The organism is Caulobacter sp. KR2-114 (assembly GCF_049446115.1).
GTDB lineage: Bacteria > Pseudomonadota > Alphaproteobacteria > Caulobacterales > Caulobacteraceae > Acaudatibacter.
Genome location: NZ_JBMSEC010000003.1, coordinates 148303 through 167223, shown reverse-complemented (window position 1 = coordinate 167223; position 18921 = coordinate 148303). Strand labels below are relative to the sequence as shown.

19 protein-coding genes are annotated in these 18921 nt (G+C 71.7%); 12 read left to right on the top strand and 7 right to left on the bottom strand.

All coding sequences use genetic code 11. From position 1 onward, the window contains the following. Nucleotides 1–60: 60 nt before the first annotated feature. Nucleotides 61–420 (top strand): hypothetical protein, encoded by a 360-nt coding sequence (locus tag ACO2Q3_RS13135; protein WP_423307133.1) that lies wholly within the window; start codon nt 61–63, stop codon nt 418–420. Between the two features lie 81 nt (nt 421–501). Then, nucleotides 502–1437: a DMT family transporter gene (locus ACO2Q3_RS13130; RefSeq protein WP_423307131.1), complete on the top strand. Its 936-nt coding sequence runs from the start codon at nt 502–504 to the stop codon at nt 1435–1437. Here ACO2Q3_RS13130 and ACO2Q3_RS13125 read toward each other — a convergent pair. Both ACO2Q3_RS13125 and ACO2Q3_RS13120 read right to left on the bottom strand, forming a co-directional pair. Beyond that, nucleotides 1394–1858 carry a hypothetical protein gene (locus ACO2Q3_RS13125; protein ID WP_423307129.1) on the bottom strand — a complete coding sequence of 155 codons (465 nt, stop codon included), beginning with the start codon at nt 1856–1858 and terminating at the stop codon, nt 1394–1396. The two genes, ACO2Q3_RS13130 and ACO2Q3_RS13125, sit on opposite strands and share 44 nt — an antisense overlap. Before the next feature lie 98 nt (nt 1859–1956). Next, nucleotides 1957–2886 (bottom strand): hypothetical protein, encoded by a 930-nt coding sequence (locus ACO2Q3_RS13120; RefSeq protein WP_423307127.1) that lies wholly within the window; start codon nt 2884–2886, stop codon nt 1957–1959. Between the two features lie 177 nt (nt 2887–3063). On the opposite strand from ACO2Q3_RS13120, the gene ACO2Q3_RS13115 reads away from it, so the two are divergent. The 9 genes from ACO2Q3_RS13115 to ACO2Q3_RS13075 all read left to right on the top strand — a co-directional run bounded on the left by ACO2Q3_RS13115 (nt 3064) and on the right by ACO2Q3_RS13075 (nt 12426). Further along, entirely contained in the window at nt 3064–3429 is a 366-nt protein-coding gene (locus tag ACO2Q3_RS13115; RefSeq protein ID WP_423307125.1) for a GFA family protein, read from the top strand. A gap of 126 nt (nt 3430–3555) precedes the next feature. After that, on the top strand, nt 3556–5640 hold the full coding sequence (locus ACO2Q3_RS13110) for an ATP-binding protein (protein ID WP_423307123.1): 2085 nt from the start codon (nt 3556–3558) through the stop codon (nt 5638–5640). Between the two features lie 78 nt (nt 5641–5718). Continuing rightward, nucleotides 5719–6726: an MASE1 domain-containing protein gene (locus tag ACO2Q3_RS13105; protein WP_423307121.1), complete on the top strand. Its 1008-nt coding sequence runs from the start codon at nt 5719–5721 to the stop codon at nt 6724–6726. Between the two features lie 52 nt (nt 6727–6778). Further along, nucleotides 6779–7795 carry an ABC transporter substrate-binding protein gene (locus ACO2Q3_RS13100; RefSeq protein ID WP_423307119.1) on the top strand — a complete coding sequence of 339 codons (1017 nt, stop codon included), beginning with the start codon at nt 6779–6781 and terminating at the stop codon, nt 7793–7795. Nucleotides 7796–7878: 83 nt separating this feature from the next. Further along, nucleotides 7879–8676 (top strand): hypothetical protein, encoded by a 798-nt coding sequence (locus ACO2Q3_RS13095; protein WP_423307117.1) that lies wholly within the window; start codon nt 7879–7881, stop codon nt 8674–8676. Nucleotides 8677–8679: 3 nt separating this feature from the next. Then, nucleotides 8680–9432: an ABC transporter ATP-binding protein gene (locus ACO2Q3_RS13090; protein ID WP_423307115.1), complete on the top strand. Its 753-nt coding sequence runs from the start codon at nt 8680–8682 to the stop codon at nt 9430–9432. After that, the gene (locus tag ACO2Q3_RS13085) at nt 9429–10196 is read left to right on the top strand and encodes an ABC transporter permease (RefSeq protein WP_423307113.1); all 768 of its coding nucleotides are present in this window, start codon (nt 9429–9431) and stop codon (nt 10194–10196) included. Before ACO2Q3_RS13090 ends, ACO2Q3_RS13085 begins: the two co-directional genes overlap by 4 nt. A gap of 59 nt (nt 10197–10255) precedes the next feature. Continuing rightward, nucleotides 10256–11335, top strand: a complete 1080-nt coding sequence (locus ACO2Q3_RS13080) for a hypothetical protein (protein ID WP_423307111.1) — start codon at nt 10256–10258, stop codon at nt 11333–11335. Nucleotides 11336–11340: 5 nt separating this feature from the next. Further along, a complete protein-coding gene (locus ACO2Q3_RS13075) occupies nt 11341–12426 on the top strand; it encodes a DUF2336 domain-containing protein (protein ID WP_423307109.1) in 1086 nt (361 codons plus the stop codon). A gap of 9 nt (nt 12427–12435) precedes the next feature. Here ACO2Q3_RS13075 and ACO2Q3_RS13070 read toward each other — a convergent pair whose 3' ends face one another. The 3 genes from ACO2Q3_RS13070 to ACO2Q3_RS13060 all read right to left on the bottom strand — a co-directional run bounded on the left by ACO2Q3_RS13070 (nt 12436) and on the right by ACO2Q3_RS13060 (nt 17014). Further along, nucleotides 12436–13491, bottom strand: coding sequence for an energy transducer TonB (locus ACO2Q3_RS13070; protein ID WP_423307107.1), 1056 nt, complete (start codon nt 13489–13491; stop codon nt 12436–12438). Nucleotides 13492–13567: 76 nt separating this feature from the next. Continuing rightward, a complete protein-coding gene (locus tag ACO2Q3_RS13065) occupies nt 13568–14926 on the bottom strand; it encodes a hypothetical protein (RefSeq protein WP_423307105.1) in 1359 nt (452 codons plus the stop codon). Between the two features lie 498 nt (nt 14927–15424). After that, a complete protein-coding gene (locus tag ACO2Q3_RS13060) occupies nt 15425–17014 on the bottom strand; it encodes a peptide chain release factor 3 (RefSeq protein ID WP_423307103.1) in 1590 nt (529 codons plus the stop codon). A gap of 219 nt (nt 17015–17233) precedes the next feature. On the opposite strand from ACO2Q3_RS13060, the gene ACO2Q3_RS13055 reads away from it, so the two are divergent. Next, the gene (locus ACO2Q3_RS13055; RefSeq protein WP_423307995.1) at nt 17234–17956 is read left to right on the top strand and encodes an AAA family ATPase; all 723 of its coding nucleotides are present in this window, start codon (nt 17234–17236) and stop codon (nt 17954–17956) included. Between the two features lie 155 nt (nt 17957–18111). Here the strand turns inward: ACO2Q3_RS13055 and ACO2Q3_RS13050 are convergent, their stop codons facing one another. Both ACO2Q3_RS13050 and ACO2Q3_RS13045 read right to left on the bottom strand, forming a co-directional pair. Then, nucleotides 18112–18492 carry a hypothetical protein gene (locus tag ACO2Q3_RS13050; protein ID WP_423307101.1) on the bottom strand — a complete coding sequence of 127 codons (381 nt, stop codon included), beginning with the start codon at nt 18490–18492 and terminating at the stop codon, nt 18112–18114. A 79-nt stretch (nt 18493–18571) separates the two neighbouring features. Beyond that, nucleotides 18572–18904, bottom strand: coding sequence for a DUF1491 family protein (locus ACO2Q3_RS13045; RefSeq protein WP_423307099.1), 333 nt, complete (start codon nt 18902–18904; stop codon nt 18572–18574). Nucleotides 18905–18921: the final 17 nt, after the last annotated feature.

The following is an 18921-nucleotide window of genomic DNA, read 5'->3' as shown; positions in this document are numbered from 1 at the left end:
CGCGAGAATTGACCTTGGGACGTGAGCGCCACAACATCCAGCAAAGGTTGTTGGGGCGTCATGTCAACGGATCATCTGAGGCCGCTTGCCCGGCCTTTGGACTTCGAGCGCCGATACGGAAGCGGGCTTTGGCTGTGCGGCTGGTTCAGAGATCCGGACGCGCCTGATCGCGGGTACGGCCAGTTGGCATTCACTGTGTTCTTCTTCCCGGTCTGGCTTGGGCGCTTCTATCTGGTGCAGCGGGGTGCGCCTGGGGAGCGTTCCCGCATCCTTGGCTCCATCTCCGGGCGCGACCTCATCATGCGTTACGGCGCGCGGGTCTATTGGCGTCTCAAGGCCATGGCCTTCGTGTTGCCGGTTGTCGGCGCGATCGCCTTCTTCGGGCTGGGCATCTGGGCGGACGCGCATTCGGGTCGGTGAACGGCTGTCTCTGCTGACGCCCGCTTGGGGCGAGGCCGTGCTAGAGGGCGGTCCTCAGCCTCTTCACGCCCCGTAACGCAATTGTCCCGCGCCCCTTCCACCGCCGCCGGCGTCAGCGACGCCCACGTTCCGTTCGACGTGCGCGACTTCGCGCCGCTGGCGGTGTGCAGCCTGATCTGGGGCAGCACCTGGTTCGCCATCACTTTCCAGCTGGGCAGCGTGCCGATGGCGGTGTCGATCGTCTATCGCTTCGGCCTGGCCGCGGGCCTGCTGTTCGCCTGGCTGGCGGCGACGCGCCGGCGCATCCGCCTGACCGGCCGCCAGCACCTGGAGACCTTCGTCCAGGGCGCCCTGACCTTCGGGGTCAACTACCTGTTCGTCTACCAGGCCGAGGCGCGGCTGAACTCGGCGGTGGTGGCGCTGATCTTCGCGGGGATGGCGTTCGCCAACCTGGTGCTGTTCCGCCTGGCGCTGGGGGCGCGCGCCTCGGCGGCCGCCTGGGCGGCGTCGCTGCTGGGCGTCGCCGGGGTGGCGGTGCTGTTCCTGGGCGAACTGGCCCACGCTCAGATGGGCGCCAAGGCCCTGGCCGGGCTGGGCTTCGGCCTGGCCTCGATGGCCGCCGCCACGCTCGGCAACCTGTTCGCCCGGCGCGCGCAGGACCTGGGCGCCGAGGTCGGGGCCAACACCGCCTGGGGCATGGCCTACGGCGCCGGCCTGCTGGCCGCCTGGGCCCTGGTCACCCGCCAGCCGTGGCGCTTCGAGGCCACGCCCGCCTACGCCGGCTCCCTGGCCTATCTGGCGGTGTTCGGCTCGGTGGTCGCCTTCCTGCTGTACTTCGGCCTGGCGCGGCGGCGCGGCTACGTGCTGGCCTCGTACATCTCGGCCATCACCCCCGCCATCGCCATGCTGATCTCCGCGGTGTTCGAGCATGTGCATTGGGGCCTCGAGGCTCTGGCGGGGCTCGCCCTGGTGGTCACCGGCCAGGTGCTGCTGGCGCGGGCGCCGAAGGGGGCGTAGGCGCCGGCGTGGCGTCCGCGGGCGCGGCGTCCGCCGGCGTGGCGTCCCCATCGCCCTCGTGGCCGCTGAGCGTCACCGGCGTGCGGCGGCTCTGCGCCAGGGGCGCGGCCCAGGGGTTCAGGCCGATGCAGTACCCGGTCAGGTCGCCGCAGGCGCGGACCTCGCCGCTGCGGCTATCCATCACCACGATGATCGCCTGGTCGTCCGCCAGCCGTGCGTCGCCGGCGCTCGGCTCGGCCTGGGCCTGCACCAGCCGGCCCCACCCCTGGCCCGGGGTGTAGATGCCGACGCCCAGATAGCGCCCCGGCTTCTGCGGGCTGGAGAACAGACCCGCGTCCGCGCCGGTGTCGGCCGGCATCTTGTGGCAGGCGGCGAGACACCCAGCGAGCCCCAGGGCGGCGACGACGGCGACACGCGGCATTGGCAGCCTCCACGGCGCGCGGGATCGCCTGATCTCACGCGTCCGTGAACGATGCTCTCGTTTCCGTGATCATGCAAGCCGCGGTTGCGCGGCGCCGGTCACTTCGCCGGCAGGGGCTCAAGCGTGATCGGGAAGGGCGCGAAGGCGGCGTTGAGCTGGGTCACCGTGTCGGCCGTCAGCTCGCGCTCCGGCGGGAACGGGCCAAGCGCGTGGGTGTCGAGCAGCATGGCGCAGTGGCGCTGCGCCACCAGCGTCTGCAGGTCGCCGATCAGCTGCGCCTGGAACGGCGCCAGGGCCTTGCCCTCCGCCTGGACGAGCTGGGCCTTGCGGGTGGCCATCAGCGTGCGCTGGGCGCGGCTGTGGTCGCGCAGGGCCGCCAATCGGGCGGCGTAGTCGGCGTCGGACAGCTTGCCCTGGCCGTCCAGCAGGGCGTCGGCCTCGACCTTGAGCGGCGCGTTGGCGGCGTCCACCTCGGCGTCCGCCCCGGCCTTCAGTTCGGCTATGCGGTCGTCGATGTACTTCATGGTCCTGGACTGGCGCATGATGTCCGGGGCGCTGACCCCGCAGGCGCCGGCCAGCAGCGGATCGCCGGGCTTGGGCGGGTTCAGGTCGGCGAACAGCTCGCGGAAGCCGGGCGCCTTGGCGCCGGGGGCAAGGCCGCTCGGCGGGGTCGGCGGCGGGGCGGCGATCATCGCCCGCAGCACGTCGTTGGTCAGGTCCGGCGCGGCGCCGGCCATCAGCACGTCGCCCTTGGAGACCAGCGCCTTGCAGCCGGCCTGGGCATAGACCGGGCGGGTGGCCGCCAGCAGCTGGCCGTAGACGCCGCGTCGCCAGGCCGCCTCGCGGGCCTCGGCCGTGCGCCCGGCCGTGGCGTCGAACGACAGGATGCAAAGGCCGGTCGCGGCGGGCGGGGAGGGGGCTGCCGCAGGCGCGGTCGTCGCCGGTCCTGCGGCGGTGGCGGCGCCAGCGCCGGCGAGCGCGGCGACTCCGGCCAGGGCGCCCAGCGCCCGCAACTTCGACTGCAACATCACCGATCATCCCCCTTGGCGCGCGGCGCCCACTGTCGCCCTGTCTCCGTCGCGGCGGGCCGACGGTCAACCGCCGTCGCCGCCGGAAAACCTGTCCCGATCCGGCGCCCTGCTGACACCATGCTGACAGCGGATCGGCCCAGAATGGGTCTCGTCACATCCAGGGAGACCCGTCCCATGAGCCTGAAAGCCCGTTGCCACTGCGGCGCCACCCAGTTCACGGTCGAGACCGCGCCGGAGACACTCGCCAGCTGCAACTGCACGTTTTGCGCCAAGCGCGGGGCGCTGTGGGCGTACTACAGTCCGGACGCGTTCCGCCTCACCACGGCGCCCGACCGCGTGTCGACCTACCAGTGGGGCAGCTACACGGTGAGGCATCACCATTGCGGCGTGTGCGGCTGCGGCACGTTCAGCGAGAGCCCCGACTGGTCCACCGGCCAGCCGGACTTCGAGCATCCGCGCATCGGCGTGAACGCGCGGCTGTTCGAGGACTTCGATGTGGAAAGCCTGCCGGTGCAGCGCATGAACGGGCGCGCCTACTGACGGCGCGGGCGGATGATCGCCACGCCTTAACCGACAATCCCTTGCGCCTTAACCAATCAGTCGCACGCAGCGTCCTATGGTCGCGTTTGTTGGGGCTGATCGGGGGACCGTGTGGGGATCTCACGCTTGTTGACGGGTCGCGCGGGTCAGCGCGCCGCCGGCGTGGGCTATGTGCTGGCCTTCGCGGTCAGCGCCGTCGTCAGCTGCGCCATGACCCGGCAGGCGCACGGCGTCGCCGCCTTGTGGACCGCCGACGCCTTCCTCGCTGCGGCCTTCATCACCCTGCCGCGACGCATCAGCCTGTGGGTGGCCGCCGGCTGCGCCCTGGCCAACATCGCCGTCAACGTGGCCAACGGCACGCCCGTTGGCCTGGCGGCCGGATTCACGGTCATCAATGTCCTGGAATCCGCGGTCACGGCGGTGATCGCCCGGCGGATCGTCGGCGCTTCGGTGCGGGTCGATGACCTGATCCGGGTCGGCCGCCTGGCCGCCTTCGCCATCGTGCCGGCCAGCGGGCTCGGCGCGGCGCTCGCGGGCCTGTTGCTGTGGCTGGTCCAGGGCCAGGACGCCCTGTCGATCGCACGCGACTGGTTCCTGTCGGTGTCGCTGGGCATGGGCGTCGCCCTGCCGGCGGTGCTGATCCTGATGCACGGCCGCGAACTGCCGGCGTTTCGTCGCTCGCTGGCCGAGAAGCTGACGCTGCTGACCCTGGCCGCCGTGGCCACCGCCATGGTCTATGGCCAGTCGCGCATGCCCCTGCCGTTCATGGTCTACACCTGCCTGACGATCCTCGCCTTCCGCCTGGGCCCGCGGGGTGCGGTGATGGGCGGGGTGATCTCGGCCCTGGTGGCCACCACGGTGAACCTGCTGGGCTCCCAGGCGCCGGCGCTCGTGGGCCTGACGCCCGCGATGCGGATCCATCTGACCGAGCTTTTCGCCGCCGCGGCCTTCTATTCCGCCCTGGTCACCGCCACCGCCGTCGCCGGCCAGGCCAGGGCCCAGGCCCTGCTGGTGGCGCGCATGCGGGTGGCGCGCGAGGCGCGGGCGAAGGCGATCCGCGCCAATACGGCGAAGTCGGAATTTCTGGCCACCATGAGCCACGAGATCCGCACGCCGATGAACAGCATCCTGGGTTTCACCCACGTGCTGCAGCAGACCGCAGAGCTGGCGCCCGCCGCGCGCCGGCATCTGGACCTGATCGACAGCGCCGGCCAGAGCCTGCTGACGGTGGTCAACGACATCCTCGACTTCTCCAAGGTCGAGGCCGGCGAGGTGCAGCTGCACCTGGAGCCGGTCAGCCTGGCCCGCATTGCCGAGGACGCGGTCGCCATCGCCGGCGAGCCGGCGCGGCGCAAGGGCCTCGACCTGCGCCTGCGGGTGAGGGGCGACCTGGAGCAGACCTACCTCGCCGACGAGATGCGCATCCGCCAGGTGATCCTGAACCTGCTGAACAACGGGGTGAAGTTCACCGACAGCGGGTTCGTCGAACTGGCGGTGGAGGTCGACGCCTGCGAGCCGATCGACACGGTGCGCTTCACCGTGACAGACACGGGCGTCGGCATCCCGCTGGACCGCCGCGACCGGCTGTTCGAACGCTTCTCGCAGGTGGACTCGTCGGTGGCCCGCACCTACGGCGGCACCGGCCTGGGCCTGGCGATCTGCAAGGGGCTGGTGGAGCTGATGGACGGGGCGATCGGCGTGCGCAGCGCGCCGGGCCGTGGCTCCAGCTTCTGGTTCGAGATCCCGCTGGTGCGCGCCGAGGCCGCCGCGGCGGAGGCGGAGGCGACGGACGACGGGATCGGGCTGGAGGGCGCCCGCGTCCTGCTGGTCGACGATCACCCGATGAATCGCGAGCTGGGCTCGACCATTCTCGGCCTGCTGGGCTGCGAGGTGAGCCTGGCGGAGAACGGCGCGGCCGCCGTGGACGCCGTGCGCCAGGGCGCCTTCGACGTGGTGCTGATGGACGTGCACATGCCGGTGATGGACGGCCTGACCGCCACCCGCGCCATCCAGGCTCTCGACGGGCCGGCGGGACGCACGCCGGTCATCGCCATGACCGCCGACGTCCTGGCCGAGAACGTCGAGCGTTGCCGCGCCGCGGGGATGGTGGACTATGTGGCCAAGCCGGTTCGGCCGGACGCCCTGCACGCGGCGCTGATGCGGGTGATGGCCCACCGCGACGACGAGGCCCTGCGTCGCGCCGTCGCATGACGTGGAATCCGCTGGCGTTTTCAACGCCCGGTGGCGGAGATGTCGAGGATGAGGTCGCAGGGGCGAGGGAGCGCGGCCATGGACGTTCCGCGCAATGCGCGCCAGGTATCTGAGGCGATCGGCCTGTGGGCCGCCTTCGCCGGCAGCGTCGCCGTCAGCATCCTTCTGGGCCGGCACGGGGGACACGGCGCAGCCCTGTGGACCGCCAACGGCTTCCTGGTCAGCGCGCTGCTCATCCTGCCACGGCCGCACGCCGCCGCCGTGCTGGCGGCCTGCATCGCCAGCCAGGCCGCCATCGGCCTGGTCGCCGGCGATCCCTTGTTGCGCGTGTCCGTCAGCACGGCGATCAACATCGGCGGCTGCGTGCTGACGGCGTGGCTCGCCCATCGCTATTGCGGGATCAAGGCGCGGCGCCTGGGCCTGGTCCGGCTGGCGCGGATCCTCGTGCTCGCCGCCTTGCCGGCGTCGTTCGTCGCCAGCCTGGCCGCGGCCCTGACCTTCCGGCTGTTCTCGGCCAGACCCGCCGCCGAGGTGTTCGGCGACTGGATGCTGTCCAGCGTGCTGGGGCTGGCCATGGTGCTGCCCGCGGTGCTGCTGGCCGCCCGCCAGGGCCAGTACCGCGAGTTCCGCCGTCCCTTGTGGGAGACCCTCGGCCTGTTCGCCGGACTCGGGGCCCTGACCGTGCTGGTGTTCTATCAGGCGCAGCTGCCGGTACTGTTCGCCGTGTTCCCGGCGGTGACCCTGATCGCCTTCCGGCTGGGCCCACCAGGCGCGGCCGTGGCGGGCTTCTTCGTCGGCATGATCGCCCTGCCGCTGACCCTGTTCGGGCATGGTCCGGCGACGCTGGCGCGCAGCCTCGACTTCGCCGGCCAGATCCGCCTGACCCAGACCTTCGTCTGCTGCGTGATGTTCACCGGCGTCGGCACCGCCATCGCCCTGGCCGACCAGACCCGGCTGCGGCGGATGCTCATCCAGCGCGACCGCGTGGCCAGGGTCAGCCGCCAGCGCGCCCTGGACGCCGAGCGCCTGGCGGCCGCGGTAGGAGCCAGGCCGGAGCCCGGCCATCCGAGCACCCGCTTGGCTTGAGGCGCGGCGCGGCCTAACGTCCGCGGCCTTGTCGCGGAGGGGTTTCGCACCGATGAAGGGGTTCACGTTCGCCGCCCTGGCCATGGGGCTTCTGCTGGCCGCCTGCGGGGGCAAGGCGGACAAGCCGGCCGCCAGCGGCCACACCACCATCCGCCTGGCCACCGACTGGCGCGCCGAGGCCGAGCACGGCGGCTTCTACGAGGCCCTGGCCAATGGCGAGTACGCCAAGCGCGGGCTGGACGTCACCATCGTCCCGGGCGGACCCGGTGTGAACGTGCCGCAGCTGGTCGCCACCGGCAATGTGGAGCTGGGCGTCGGCTCCAACGCCTTCGTGGTGATGAACCTCGCCAACGAGCATGTGCCGGTAAAGGCCGTGGCCGCCTTCATGCAGAAGGACCCACAGGTGCTGATCGCGCACCCGGACGCCGGCATCCATTCGCTGGCCGACATGAAGGGCCACCCGATCCTGCTGTCGGACGCCTCGGTCACCGCCTTCTGGGTGTGGCTGCGCTCGAAGTACGGCTTCACCGACGACCAGATCCGCAAGTACAACTTCAACAACGCCCCGTTCCTGGCCGACAAGCGCATCGTCCAGCAGGGCTACCTGACCTCCGAGCCGTACACGATCGAGAAGGAAGGCCACATCAAGCCGGCCGTGTTCCTGCTCGCCGACGAGGGCTACCCCGGCTACGCCGGCATGGTGCTGGCGTCGGACAAGCTGCTGGCGTCGAACCCGGCGGCGGTGCGCGCCTTCGTCGAGGCCACGGCGGCGGGCTGGCAGGCCTATCTGCACGGCGATCCCGCCCCGGCCGACAAGCTGATCCTGAAGGACAATCCGGAGATGACCGAGGACGTCCTGGCCCAGGCGCGCGACAAGATGCGCGCCAACGGCATCTTCGACTCCGGCGAAGCCGCCGGCGGTCATCTGGGCGTGATGACCGACGCCCGCTGGGCCGCCTTCTTCAAGGTCGCCTCGGAACAGGGCGTCTATCCCAAGACCCTCGACTACAAGGCCGCCTACAGCCTCGACTACCTGCCCAAGGCGCCCGCTCCTGTGGCCAAGCCGTAACAGTGTTCGGTTTTGCGCCGACCTGCCCTGGCGCGTCCGCGGCCCCGACGGCATATAGCCCCGCTTCGAAAGGAGCGCGGGCCATGCGGCCGGATATGGCGAAGATTCTGGTGGAGCGGCCCCGCGGCGGCGGCGGCCGCACGCGTCACAAGGGGCGGCCCCCGCGTGACCCAGACCTGCTGCGCGCCAAGCTGACTGGCCGGCGCATCGCCCAGGAGGCGGGCGCCGCCAAGTGGCTCGGCGAGAACCTCGCGCCGCTGCGACGCTATGTGGAGCAGCAGGAAGGTCGGCCGTGGAACAAGGTGTTCAGCGAGATGCGCGAACACATCAGGCCGGGCAATACCGTGCAGGAGCACGTCTTCGCCCATCTGGACGCCTACCTGATCCGCGACGTCGAAAAGGTCTCGCCCAGCCCGGCGGCGCCGTGCGGCCTGATCGCCCGGGACCGCATGGGCCATCGGGGAACGCGTCCGGTGGAGGAGCGGCAGCTCTATATCGATCCCGACGACGGCCTGCTGAAACGGGCCCGGCGCAAGTTCAAGGGCCCCCGTGAGCGGATCGCCCATCCGGGTGCGGCGCCGCATCACCTGCAATACATCTACTGGGCGATCGCCGTGGACGGCGTCTGGATGCGCGTGAGCCTCACGGATTACAGTCTGCATGCGACCCAGATGTCGTCCGGCCGTCCGGAGGCCTTTCTCGCGCAGGGTCGGTCGCACGGCGTCTGGCGCGACCCGTTCGACGGCATGATCTATCCCTGGGAAAAGGGCAGGCTCGCCGTTCTCGCGAAACGCTATGGACCCGACCGTCTGGCCTACGATCTCGCGCCGCTCAGCAAGCGCCAGCGGCGCCTGCATCACCTCATCGACGCGCGGCGCTGAACGATGGCCGCCGACGTAGCATCGCTGGACGCGGTCGAGGTCGACTATCCGGGACGCGGGCGGGCGCTGGGGCCGGTCAGCTTCTCGCTGGCCGCGGGCGAGATCATCGCCCTGGTCGGGCCGTCCGGCTGCGGCAAGTCCACGGCGCTGCGGCTGCTGGCCGGGCTGGAGGGGCCGACCCGCGGCCGGGTGACCCGCGCCGCCGGCCGCGGCGAGACCTCGGTGGTGTTCCAGGCGCCGACGCTGGCGCCGTGGCTGACGGCGGCGGCCAACGCCGCCCTGCCGCTGGAACTGGCCGGCGTTCCCCGGCGCGAGGCGCTGGGCCGCGCGCGGGAGGCCCTGGCGGCGGTCGGCCTGGCGGCGGCGGCCGAGGCCAAGCCGGCGCAGCTGTCGGGCGGCATGGCCATGCGGGTCAGCCTGGCGCGCGCCCTGGTGACCCGCCCCAAGGTGCTGCTGCTGGACGAGCCGTTCGCGGCCCTGGACGAGATCACCCGCCGCAGCCTGGCCGACGACCTGCTGGCGCTGTGGGCCGAGCTGAAGCCGGCCATCGTCTTCGTCACGCACAATGTGGAGGAGGCCGTGTACATGGCCTCGCGCGTGCTGGTGATCTCCTCCGGACCGGGCCGGCTGGCCGCGGAGACCCGGGTCGACGGACCGGCGCCCCGGCCGCACGGCTTTCGCACCAGCGAGACGTTCCGCGCCGCCGCCGAGACGGTCTCGGACCAGCTGGCGGCGGCCATGAGGCCCGCCGCATGAGGCGCGGCCTGGACCTTGTCGCCCCCCTGGCGCTGATCGCCGTGCTGCTGGCGCTGTGGGAGGCCGGCTGCCGGCTGGCCGACACGCCGGTGTATCTTCTGCCGCCGCCCTCGCTGGTGGCCAAGGCGCTGCTGGCGAACCTGCCGCTGCTGGTGGTCTCGGCCTGGAACACCTTCGCCATGGCGCTGATCGCCCTGGCCGTAGCCAGCGCGAGCGCCTGCATCATCGCCCTGGCCGCCGCGCTCAGCGGGGCGTTCGAACGCGCCGTACGGCCGCTGGCGGTGGCGCTGCAGGTGACGCCGGTGGTGGCCCTGGCCCCTCTGATCCAGAACTGGGCCGGCATCGATCACCCCAAGGTGGCGGTGGTGGCGCTGACCGTGGTGGTGGCCTTCTTCCCGATCTATTCCGGCGCGGTCGCCGGCCTGACCTCGGCGGACCGTGACCTGGAGCGGCTGTTCGACCTCTATGGCGCGAGCCCCTGGCAACGGCTCACCCGGCTGCGCATGCCCTCGGCGGTCCCCTTCCTGCTGGAAGGACATAAGGTCGCAGTCGGCCTGGCGCTGGTCGGCGCGGTGGTGGCGGAGTTCGCGGCCGGTTCGGGCGGCGATCAGGGCCTGGCCTGGCGCATTCTGGAGGCCGGCAACCACCTGCAGACCGACAAGATGATGGCGGCCCTGGTCGTGCTGGCCCTGATGGGCGGGGCGCTGCATGCGCTTTTCCAGCAGCTGGAGCGCCGGGCGCTGGTGTGGTGGCGGGGGCGTTAGCCACAGGTTAAGCCGCGGGCGTTAAGCCAAACGGTGGAGCCCCGCCACCGGACGCGCGCATGCGAATCGCCATCGCCCTTGCCATAGCCGCCTTGCCAGCCTTCGGCCTGCCGATGGCCGCGCATGCGGCCGACCCCGGCGAGGACCGCTATGGCCCGCCGCCGGCCCCGCGCCGCGCTGTGGTGAGCTACCCCACGCCGGCCGAGGCCGCGCGCAACGAGGCGGCGGTGTCCAGCCAGGCCTCCGGCTACAACGGCCCCTATCTGCACTGGTCCGGCAAGCCGCGCCTGCGCGAGGCCGTGGCGCAGAGCGCGCCGCCGGCGGCCGCATCGCCCGCGACCTCATCGTCCCAGGTCACCCAGACCCCGGCTCCGTCCCAGCCCGCGCCGCCCCGCCCCGCGCCCGTTCGCAGCTACGCCCCGCCGCCGGCCCCGCCCCCCGCGGCCGCTCCGTCGCAGCCGTTGCCCCCCAGCCTCTACGGCGACGCCGCGCCGCGCGCCCAGGCGCCCGCCCGCCCGGCGATGCAGGCGGCGGCCCTGACGCCGGCGCCCGCCGCGCCGGTCAGCCTGCCGCGCCGCGCCCCGATGCAGCCGGCCGAAAGCCTGCCGCCGCCGCGGGCCGCGACGATGGCGGCCGCCTCGCCGCCGCCCCGCGCGCCCGCGCCCGTCCGGACCCCGCCTGTCCACACGACGGCGCAGGCCAGCGCCGCGCCGGTCCAGCCGCCGACGCCCAGGCCCCTGCCGCAGAAGCCGGTCCCCGCCCTGGCCGCCGCGCAGCCTGCGCCCAGCCATGTCCCGCCGGTCCAGTCGGCCCAGGCGCAGCCCCCCGCCGGCAAGCCGGCTGCGGCGAGCCCCGTGACCCAGGTGGCCACCGTCGCGCCCGCCCCGGCCACTCCGGTGCGCGCGCGCTTCTATTCCCTGCACCGCGACTACGGCGACACGCCCGATCCTGTCGCCCTGCCGCCGGCGCGTCCGCCGGTGCTGATCGGTCCGGGCGAGACCGCCACCGCCCCCAGCAGCACCGGAGGCGCAGGCGACGCCGACGGCGCGGCCGGGGACGGCGAGGCCCGCTCCGCCTCGGCCATCGCCGCCGCCAACGCGGTCAAGCCCAAAGCCTCGACGACCGGCACGGTCTACTGACGCCCATGTCCAAGCTCCGCGACCTCATCGATCTGGCCAAGGAACCCTCCAGCGAACGGCGGCGCGAGCTGCTGCGCGAGGTGACCAACCTGTTCTTCACCGGCGTGGACAGCCAGCACGAGCCCGAAGCCACCCTGTTCGACGACATCATGACCCAGCTCGCCGGGGAGATGGAGGAACAGGTCCGCATCGAGCTGGCCGAGCAGGTCGCGCCCCAGCCCGTGGCGCCGCGGCGGCTGCTGCGCACACTCGCCGGCGATTCTATCGGCGTCGCCGCGCCGATCCTGCGCACCTCCACGGCCCTGACCGAGGACGACCTGATCCACGTGGCCCGCAGCCACGGCCAGGAACACCTGCAGGCGATCTCCCAGCGGCCGCAGGTGCCCGAGGCGGTCAGCGACGTGATCGTCGAGCGTGGCGACGACGCCACCCTGGGCGTGCTGCTGCGCAACGACGGCGCGGCCCTGTCGCGCCAGGCGCACGAGGTCGCCGTCGACCGCGCGGCCGCCAACAAGGACCTGCACGAGGCGGTGCTCGACCGCTCAAGCCTGCCGATCGACCTGCTGAACGAGATGTACTTCGTGGTCGAGGCGCGGCTGCGCAACAAGATCCTGGAACGCAACGCCGCCGTCGACCCGGCCGTGCTGGAGGCCGCCCTGGCCGCCGGTCGCAAGCAGGTGGCCGCCCGCGACGGCGCCCTGCCGGCCGACTATCAGGAGTCCGAAAAGGCCGTGCGCCAGATGCTGGCCCGCCGGGCGATCACCCCGCCGGTGCTGGCCGGCATGCTGCGCAACCGCGAAACCACCAAGTTCATGATCGCCCTGGCCGAACAGGCCGGGATCGACTTCCACACCGCGCGGCGAATTCTCGACCGGCGCGAGCTGGACGCCCTGGCGATCGTCTGCAAGGCGGCCGACTTCGACCGCTCGCTGTTCCTGACCTTCGCCGTGCTGGTGCTGGACAAGGACGCCAACGCCATGGGCCGCGCCCGTGAGTACGGCGAGCTGTACAGCGAACTGCCCCGCGAATCCGCCCAGCGCACCCTGCGCTTCTGGCGCATGCGCCGCTCGACGGGCGATCTGGCGGCCTGATCCGGGCGCTCAGGGCTTCGCGGTCGCCGTGGGCGCCGGCGCCGGTGGATCCGGCGGGGCGTCCCTCATCATGTATTTGATCGGCACCCGAACGCGGCCGCCGACGGTCGGAAGGCCCTCCGGCGTCCAGACCGACACCTGAAAGTCGTCCGACAGCGCCAGGGCGGCCTTGCCGAAGTCGAAGCCGGAAGGGTCCTCCCCGGTCACCGTGCAGCTGCCGAGACGGCCCGCCAGGCCCACCGCGCAGGACAGGGTGACCAGGGCCGAGTCCACATGCGCCGCCGTGGCGGCCTTGGGATAGCCCGCCGCCAGCGCAGAACCCTCCGGCAGCCGCGCCCAGTGCGGCTTGCCGATCACGGGCTGGTCGCCGGCCAGCATGCTCACGTCGAAGGTGAAGGGAATCTGGGTCGTGGCGGACTTCAGCGAAACACCGTCGCGGTCCTCCCGCGGCCCCAGGAAGCGCGCCGTCAGCGACTTGGCCGCCGAGCCGAAGCCATAGCCCCTGGGGTCCTCGTCGATCACCGAGCAATTCTTCATCCGGCCCTGGCCGTCGAACGAGCAGTCCAGCACCACGTGCCCGCCGCGTTTCTCGGCGCGGGCCTTCTTGGGGTAGGCGGCGACCACGTCGGCGTAGTTCGGCGCCTCGATCCACGGCACATTGCTGATGACCGGGACCATGTTCTGGAAGCTTGGCGCGCGTGAGCCGAGCGTCCCGCCCGGCGCGGCGAAATTGATCGGGATCGTCACTTCGGCGCCGCCCACGGCGACTCCGTCGTGCAGTTCGGGCGTCATCAGGAACTGCGGCGTCAGGGCGATGGCCGCGTCGCCAAAGCCCATCCCCGCGGGTTTCTCCTCATCAACCTTGCAATCGTACAGCGCGCCCTGGACGGCGACCTTGCAGGTGATGGTGGCCTTGCCGCCGATGTTGCGCTGCAGAGCGGCGTGTGGGAACACCGCCAGCAGGTCCTCCGGCGTCGGCCGGCGCCGCCAGTTCGGCTTGGTGTCCGCGCCGATCGCCTGGCCGGCGATCGATATCGCCACCAGAAAGGGGATCCAACGTCGCATGCCTGCCCCCGCCGCCCGAACCGATCCACGGTTGCAGGTCAGGTGACGGCTGACAAGCTGAGATTGATTGCTGGGCTCAGGCCACCGAATAGGCCCGGATCCGTTCCAGGCCTTGCGCCGCCACGTCGGCCAGCGAGCGCAGGCCCTGGTCGGCGAACACGTCCAGGGCGGCGTCGAAGGCGACGGCGGCGGCGGCGCGTTCGCCAAGGTCGCGGCCGGTGATCGCCATCCGCGCCTCGTACAGCCGGCCCAGGTGCACCTGGATCAGCGCCCAGGCGATCGGATCGCGCCGGTGCGGCCCTTCGGCCAGCTCGCCCTTGAAGGCCAGTTCCGCGGCGTCCAGCACCGCCAGGTCGCCGGTCAGTTCCGCCGAGCGGGCCAGGCAGATGGCGCGGTTGGAGGCCACCACCGCGCGCAGGGCCAGGCCCGGCGCCCGCTTGAGGGCGTGGGCTGCACGGTCGAAACAGGTCACCGCCTTCTCGAAGGCCTGCTCGTTCAGCCCGGCCTCGCCCAGCGACTGCAGGCCCAGCGCCAGGGCGGCCTGGCTGCGGGCCCAGTCCAGCGGGCTGTGGTCGCGCGGCTGGCCGTCGAGGGCGTCGGCCAGGGCGGCCACGGCGTCCGCGATCAGGCCGATGTCGCCGCTCAGCTCGCCCAGCGCCACCTTGGCGGCGGCGCGCTGGCCGTCCAGCCGGGCCCAGGTCATCGGCTCGTAGGCGGGATCGAGGCGGGCGAGGGCGTCTTCCAGCATCGACACCGCCTCCCGGGCCAGGTCGGCGTCCTTCAGCCGCTGGCCGGCGCCCGACAGCAGGTCGGCGCGGGCTGCGCGAGCCTCGGCGGCGGCGATGCGCAGGGTCGGCCAGCGGCGGCCGCCCTCGTCGAGCACGGCGATCGGGCCCTCGAACGCCCGCACGGCGGCGCGGACGGCGGCGGCCTCGCCCGCGCCCAGCAGGCGGCGCGCGGCGATGGTGGCCAGGCCAGCCTCGGCCAGGGCGGTGGTGGCGGCGCCGCCGCCGCGGGCGTCGGCGAAGGTGGTCTCGGCGGCGGCCTCCAGGCCGTCATCGCCGAACAGCTCGGCGCCCAGCATGGCGCACCGCGCCTGTTCGATGCGGGCCCGGGCGCGGCCCTCGCCGCGGCGTTCGGCCAGGAACCGGGCGGCGGCGCCTTCGGCGGTGGCGGCGGCCTTGCGCAGCGCCACCGCGTCGCCCGAGCGACGGGCCACCTCGCGCCACAGGCCGGCGGCGTGCAGTTCCCGCGCGGCGCGGTCCTTCTCGCCGATACGCCCGGCGGCGACGTCGGCGGCCTTGGCCTCGGCCAGCAGCATGGACAGCGGCAGCAGCTCGGCGAGCGCGCCGTCGCCCTGGGTCAGACCGTCCCGGTTCGGAGCGATCGCATCACCGCCGAACAGCCGCTTCAACTCCCGACCGAACTCGAACATCTGGCAGGTCGCTCCCTGGGCGAAAACCGCGCCACCTCGGGACAAACCTCGGCAGCTTCACCTGGAACACAGCAAAGCCGGAGCCGTTCGCATTAACAAGAGATTAATTGTTAACGAGAATGGGTTAACGTCTCAGTCTGTTCTGTTAACCATAGTCTGAAATATTTCGGCCGGAGCGTGCTGGCGCTGGCGTTTTCAGCGTTGAACTGGCCAGCAAACGCCCGCCAAGCCCCGTTGGGGGATTTGGGCGATCTCACGGCGATTTGAGCGGGACCCACGATCCGCACAGGCCCCTCCCAAACCTACACCGTCATCCTCGGGCGGCAGTCCCGAGGATCCATGACCACGTGAGGCGAAGTCGCGAGCGGCAGCGGAGCGTCGCCAGGCGGCGGCCGCCCCGTCGTGGCGCGCCCTTCGAAGCGCGCCACCCGATCTCACGGGGTCATGGATCCTCGGCACAAGGCCGAGGATGACGAAAAATGGGGTGCGTCCGCCCCCCTACGCCCGTTCCTTGGTCCGCTCGAAGCTCACCTTGGGATAGCGCTCGGCGACGTAGCCGATGTCCCAGGAGGACTTGGCCAGGTAGACCGGCTGTTCGTCGATGTCCTGGGCCATGGACGTGCGATGCTTGGACGAGAAGTCCTCGATGTCGGCCCGGTCGCCGGTCAGCCAGCGGGCTTCGGCGTAGGGCGCAGGCTCGAAGATCACGTCCAGGGCGTATTCTCCCCCCAGCCGGTCGGCCATCACCTCGAACTGCAGCTGACCCACGGCGCCGACGATGAAGTCGGACCCGATCATCGGCCGGAACAGCTGGGTGACGCCTTCCTCGGCCAGGCCTTCCAGCGCCTTCTTCAGGTGCTTGGCCTTCAGCGGATCTTTCACCCGCACCCGGCGCAGGATTTCCGGGGCGAAGTTCGGCAGGCCGGCGAAGCGCAGGGTTCCGCTTTCCGACAGGCTGTCGCCGACCCGCAGCACCCCGTGGTTGGGAATGCCGATCACGTCGCCGGCGTAGGCCTCCTCGGCCAGCTCGCGGTCCGAGGCGAAGAACATGATCGGCGCGTTGACGCTCATCTGCCGGCCGGTGTTCTGCACCTTGATCTTCATGCCGCGCTGGAACCGGCCGGAGGTCATGCGCACGAAGGCGATGCGGTCGCGGTGGTTGGGGTCCATGTTCGCCTGGATCTTGAACACGAAGCCGGACACCTCGGGATCCCCGGGGGCTACGTGGGTGGGCTCGCCGTTGCGTGTGGCGGCCACCGCCTTGGGCGGCGGGGCGTAGGCGCCCAGGCCCTCCAGCAGCTGGTCGACGCCGAAGTGGCGCAGGGCCGAGCCGAAGAATACCGGCGTCATGTGGCCTTCCAGGAAGGCCTGCGGGTCGAACGGCTTGGAGGCCTCGGTGACCAGCATGGCGCCTTCCTGCATCTCCTCCTGCTCGTCGGGGTCGAGATAGCTGACGATGGCGTTGGAGTTTGCGGCGACGGCGGCAGGGTGCTCGTTGCTGTGCCGCTGGAACGGCAGGAACGCCTTGCGGCGCAGGTCCAGCATGCCCTTGAACCGGCTGCCGGAGCCGGCCGGCCAGTACAGCGGCGCCGGGTCCAGCGCCAGCTTGGTGGCGATCTCGTCCAGCAGCTCGAACGGGTCCTGAGCCTCGCGGTCCATCTTGTTGATCAGGGTGACGATCGGGATGTCGCGCAGGCGGCAGACCTCGAACAGCTTCAAAGTCTGCGGCTCGATGCCCTTGGCCGCGTCCAGCACCATCACGGCGGCGTCGGCGGCGGTGAGCGTGCGGTAGGTGTCCTCCGAGAAGTCCTCGTGGCCCGGCGTGTCCAGCAGGTTGAACATCAGCCCGGCGTGATCGAAGGTCATCACGCTGGCCGAGACCGAGATGCCCCGCTCGCGCTCGATCTTCATCCAGTCCGAGCGCGTGCGGCGCTGCTCGCCGCGCGCCCGCACGGCGCCGGCGGCGCGGATCGCGCCCCCCGCCAGCAGCAGGTTCTCGGTGAGCGTGGTCTTGCCCGCATCGGGGTGGCTGATGATGGCGAAGGTGCGCCGGCGCGCGGCCTCGGCGGCGGGGGTGTTGGCTGACATGAACGGGCGATAGCGTGCGGCGGGCGCCGTTGCAAACCGGACCGGTCACCTGGGACGGCTGCATCGGGGCCATACGGGCCCGCGCCGCCTCTACCGGACATCAGGCCACAGGCGAGTGCGCTTGACCAGAAGCCCCCGCGGGCGTGGGGTCTGCCTCGAAGCCGCCGCGGAGTGAGACTACCCCGGACGGCGCAGTTTGGAGTGGCGTGCTTGCGGACAGTGGCGGTCGTCGCCCTGAAGGGGGGCTCAGGGAAGACCACGATCGGCGCGCACCTGGCGCTGGCGGCGCATCTGCGCGGCGCGTCGGTGACCGTGGTCGACATCGATCCGCAGCAGTCCTCGCACAATGTGCTCAGCGCGCGCGGCGACGACGGGCCGGTGTGCATCGCCGCCTCGGCCGCGGGGCTGATGGCCGCCCAGTTCGCCGCCCAGGGTCTGAAGCGCGACCTGATGATCATCGACACCCCCGCCGGCGCGGTGGAGGACGTCACCGAGGCGATCGTGTTGGCCGACTATGTGGTGCTGGTGGCGCGCCCGACGCTGCTGGACCTGGCGGGACTGGCCCGGACCCTGCCGATCGTGCGGCGGCTGAAGAAGCGCTCGGTGGTGGTGGTCAACCAGGCTCCGGTGGCCAGAAGCGCCATCGAGCCGCCGGTGATCAAGCGCGCGCTGCGGGGCCTGGCCTTCATGCAGGCGCACGTCGCCCCGGTGATCATCCGCCTGCGGGCCGCCTACCAGATCGCCCTGGAAACCGGCCGCTCAGCCGAAGAGTCCACCGACGTGGCCGCCGCGCGCGACATGGCCGCGCTGTGGGACTTCATCGCCGCCGAACTGGCCGGCGCGCCGGCGGAGTGGATGGCGGACGAGGAACCGGCGGAGCAAGCGGCGTCCAAACTCACGCCTCCATCGTCATCCTCGGGCGTCAGTCCCGAGGATCCATGAACACGGGAGGTGAAGTCGCGAGCGGCAGCGGAGCGTCGCTGGCCGGCAGCCGCCCCGTCGTGGCGCGCCCTTCGAAGCGCGCCAAGCGTTCTCACGCGTGCCTGGACCCTCAGGACTGGCGCCCGAGGGTGACGGTAGGGGGAGGGATGTTCCGACTAAGCCGCCAGGCGGCGCCAGACGTGGCGGTCGGCTTCGAGGTTGGTCAGCTTGCCGGCGCGCTGGCGCTGGTAGAGCTGGCCCATCATCTCGGCGCTGATCGTGGTCAGCTGCACGCTGACCTGCTCGGGCTTGCAGTTGAACGCCGGAGCGACGAACAGGGCCGCGTTGATCTGCGGATCCTTGGCCATGATCATCGCCGCCAGTCGCGCGGCGCGATCCGGCGCGTGGGTCTGCATCAGCGGGTGCTCGCAGAACAGTTCGGCGCCCAGGTCGGTGATGAAGTCCAGGGACAGGCGGCGGTAGCGCCACGCCGTGGCGCGCGGCGAGGGGGAGACCTCGTCCAGGTTCAGCACCACGTCGTTCATCAGGAAAAGCATCGGCGCCGGCCCGGTCTGGAGGTTGATCCAACCCCGCGACCCTAGCGGCTTGCGCTTTCAACGCCGTTTAGGAAGGCGGTTAACGTTTCTCCACGGGTTCGACCAGAAAGTGGCGACCTTGCTTGTCCTCGATCTCAATCACCCAGAGGTCGGGGTCGATGCGCAGGGCCCGCTGCACATAGGCGTCGAGCTCGGACTCCACGTCGGACTGCACAGGCTCCATCCACACCCGCTCGCCGTCGCCGCGGGTGGCCTCGGCGTAGAGCCGCGCCTCGCGGGTCAGAGGATTGTACAGCTTGACCAGCACGGCCCCGGCGCGGGCGTCGCCCTTGCGGGCGATGGTGGCGAAGGCGCCGCCCAGCTCGACGCGGCGCTTCAGGGCATAGACCCAGATGTCGGGCGAAAGCGGCATCAGTCGATCCGGCTGCA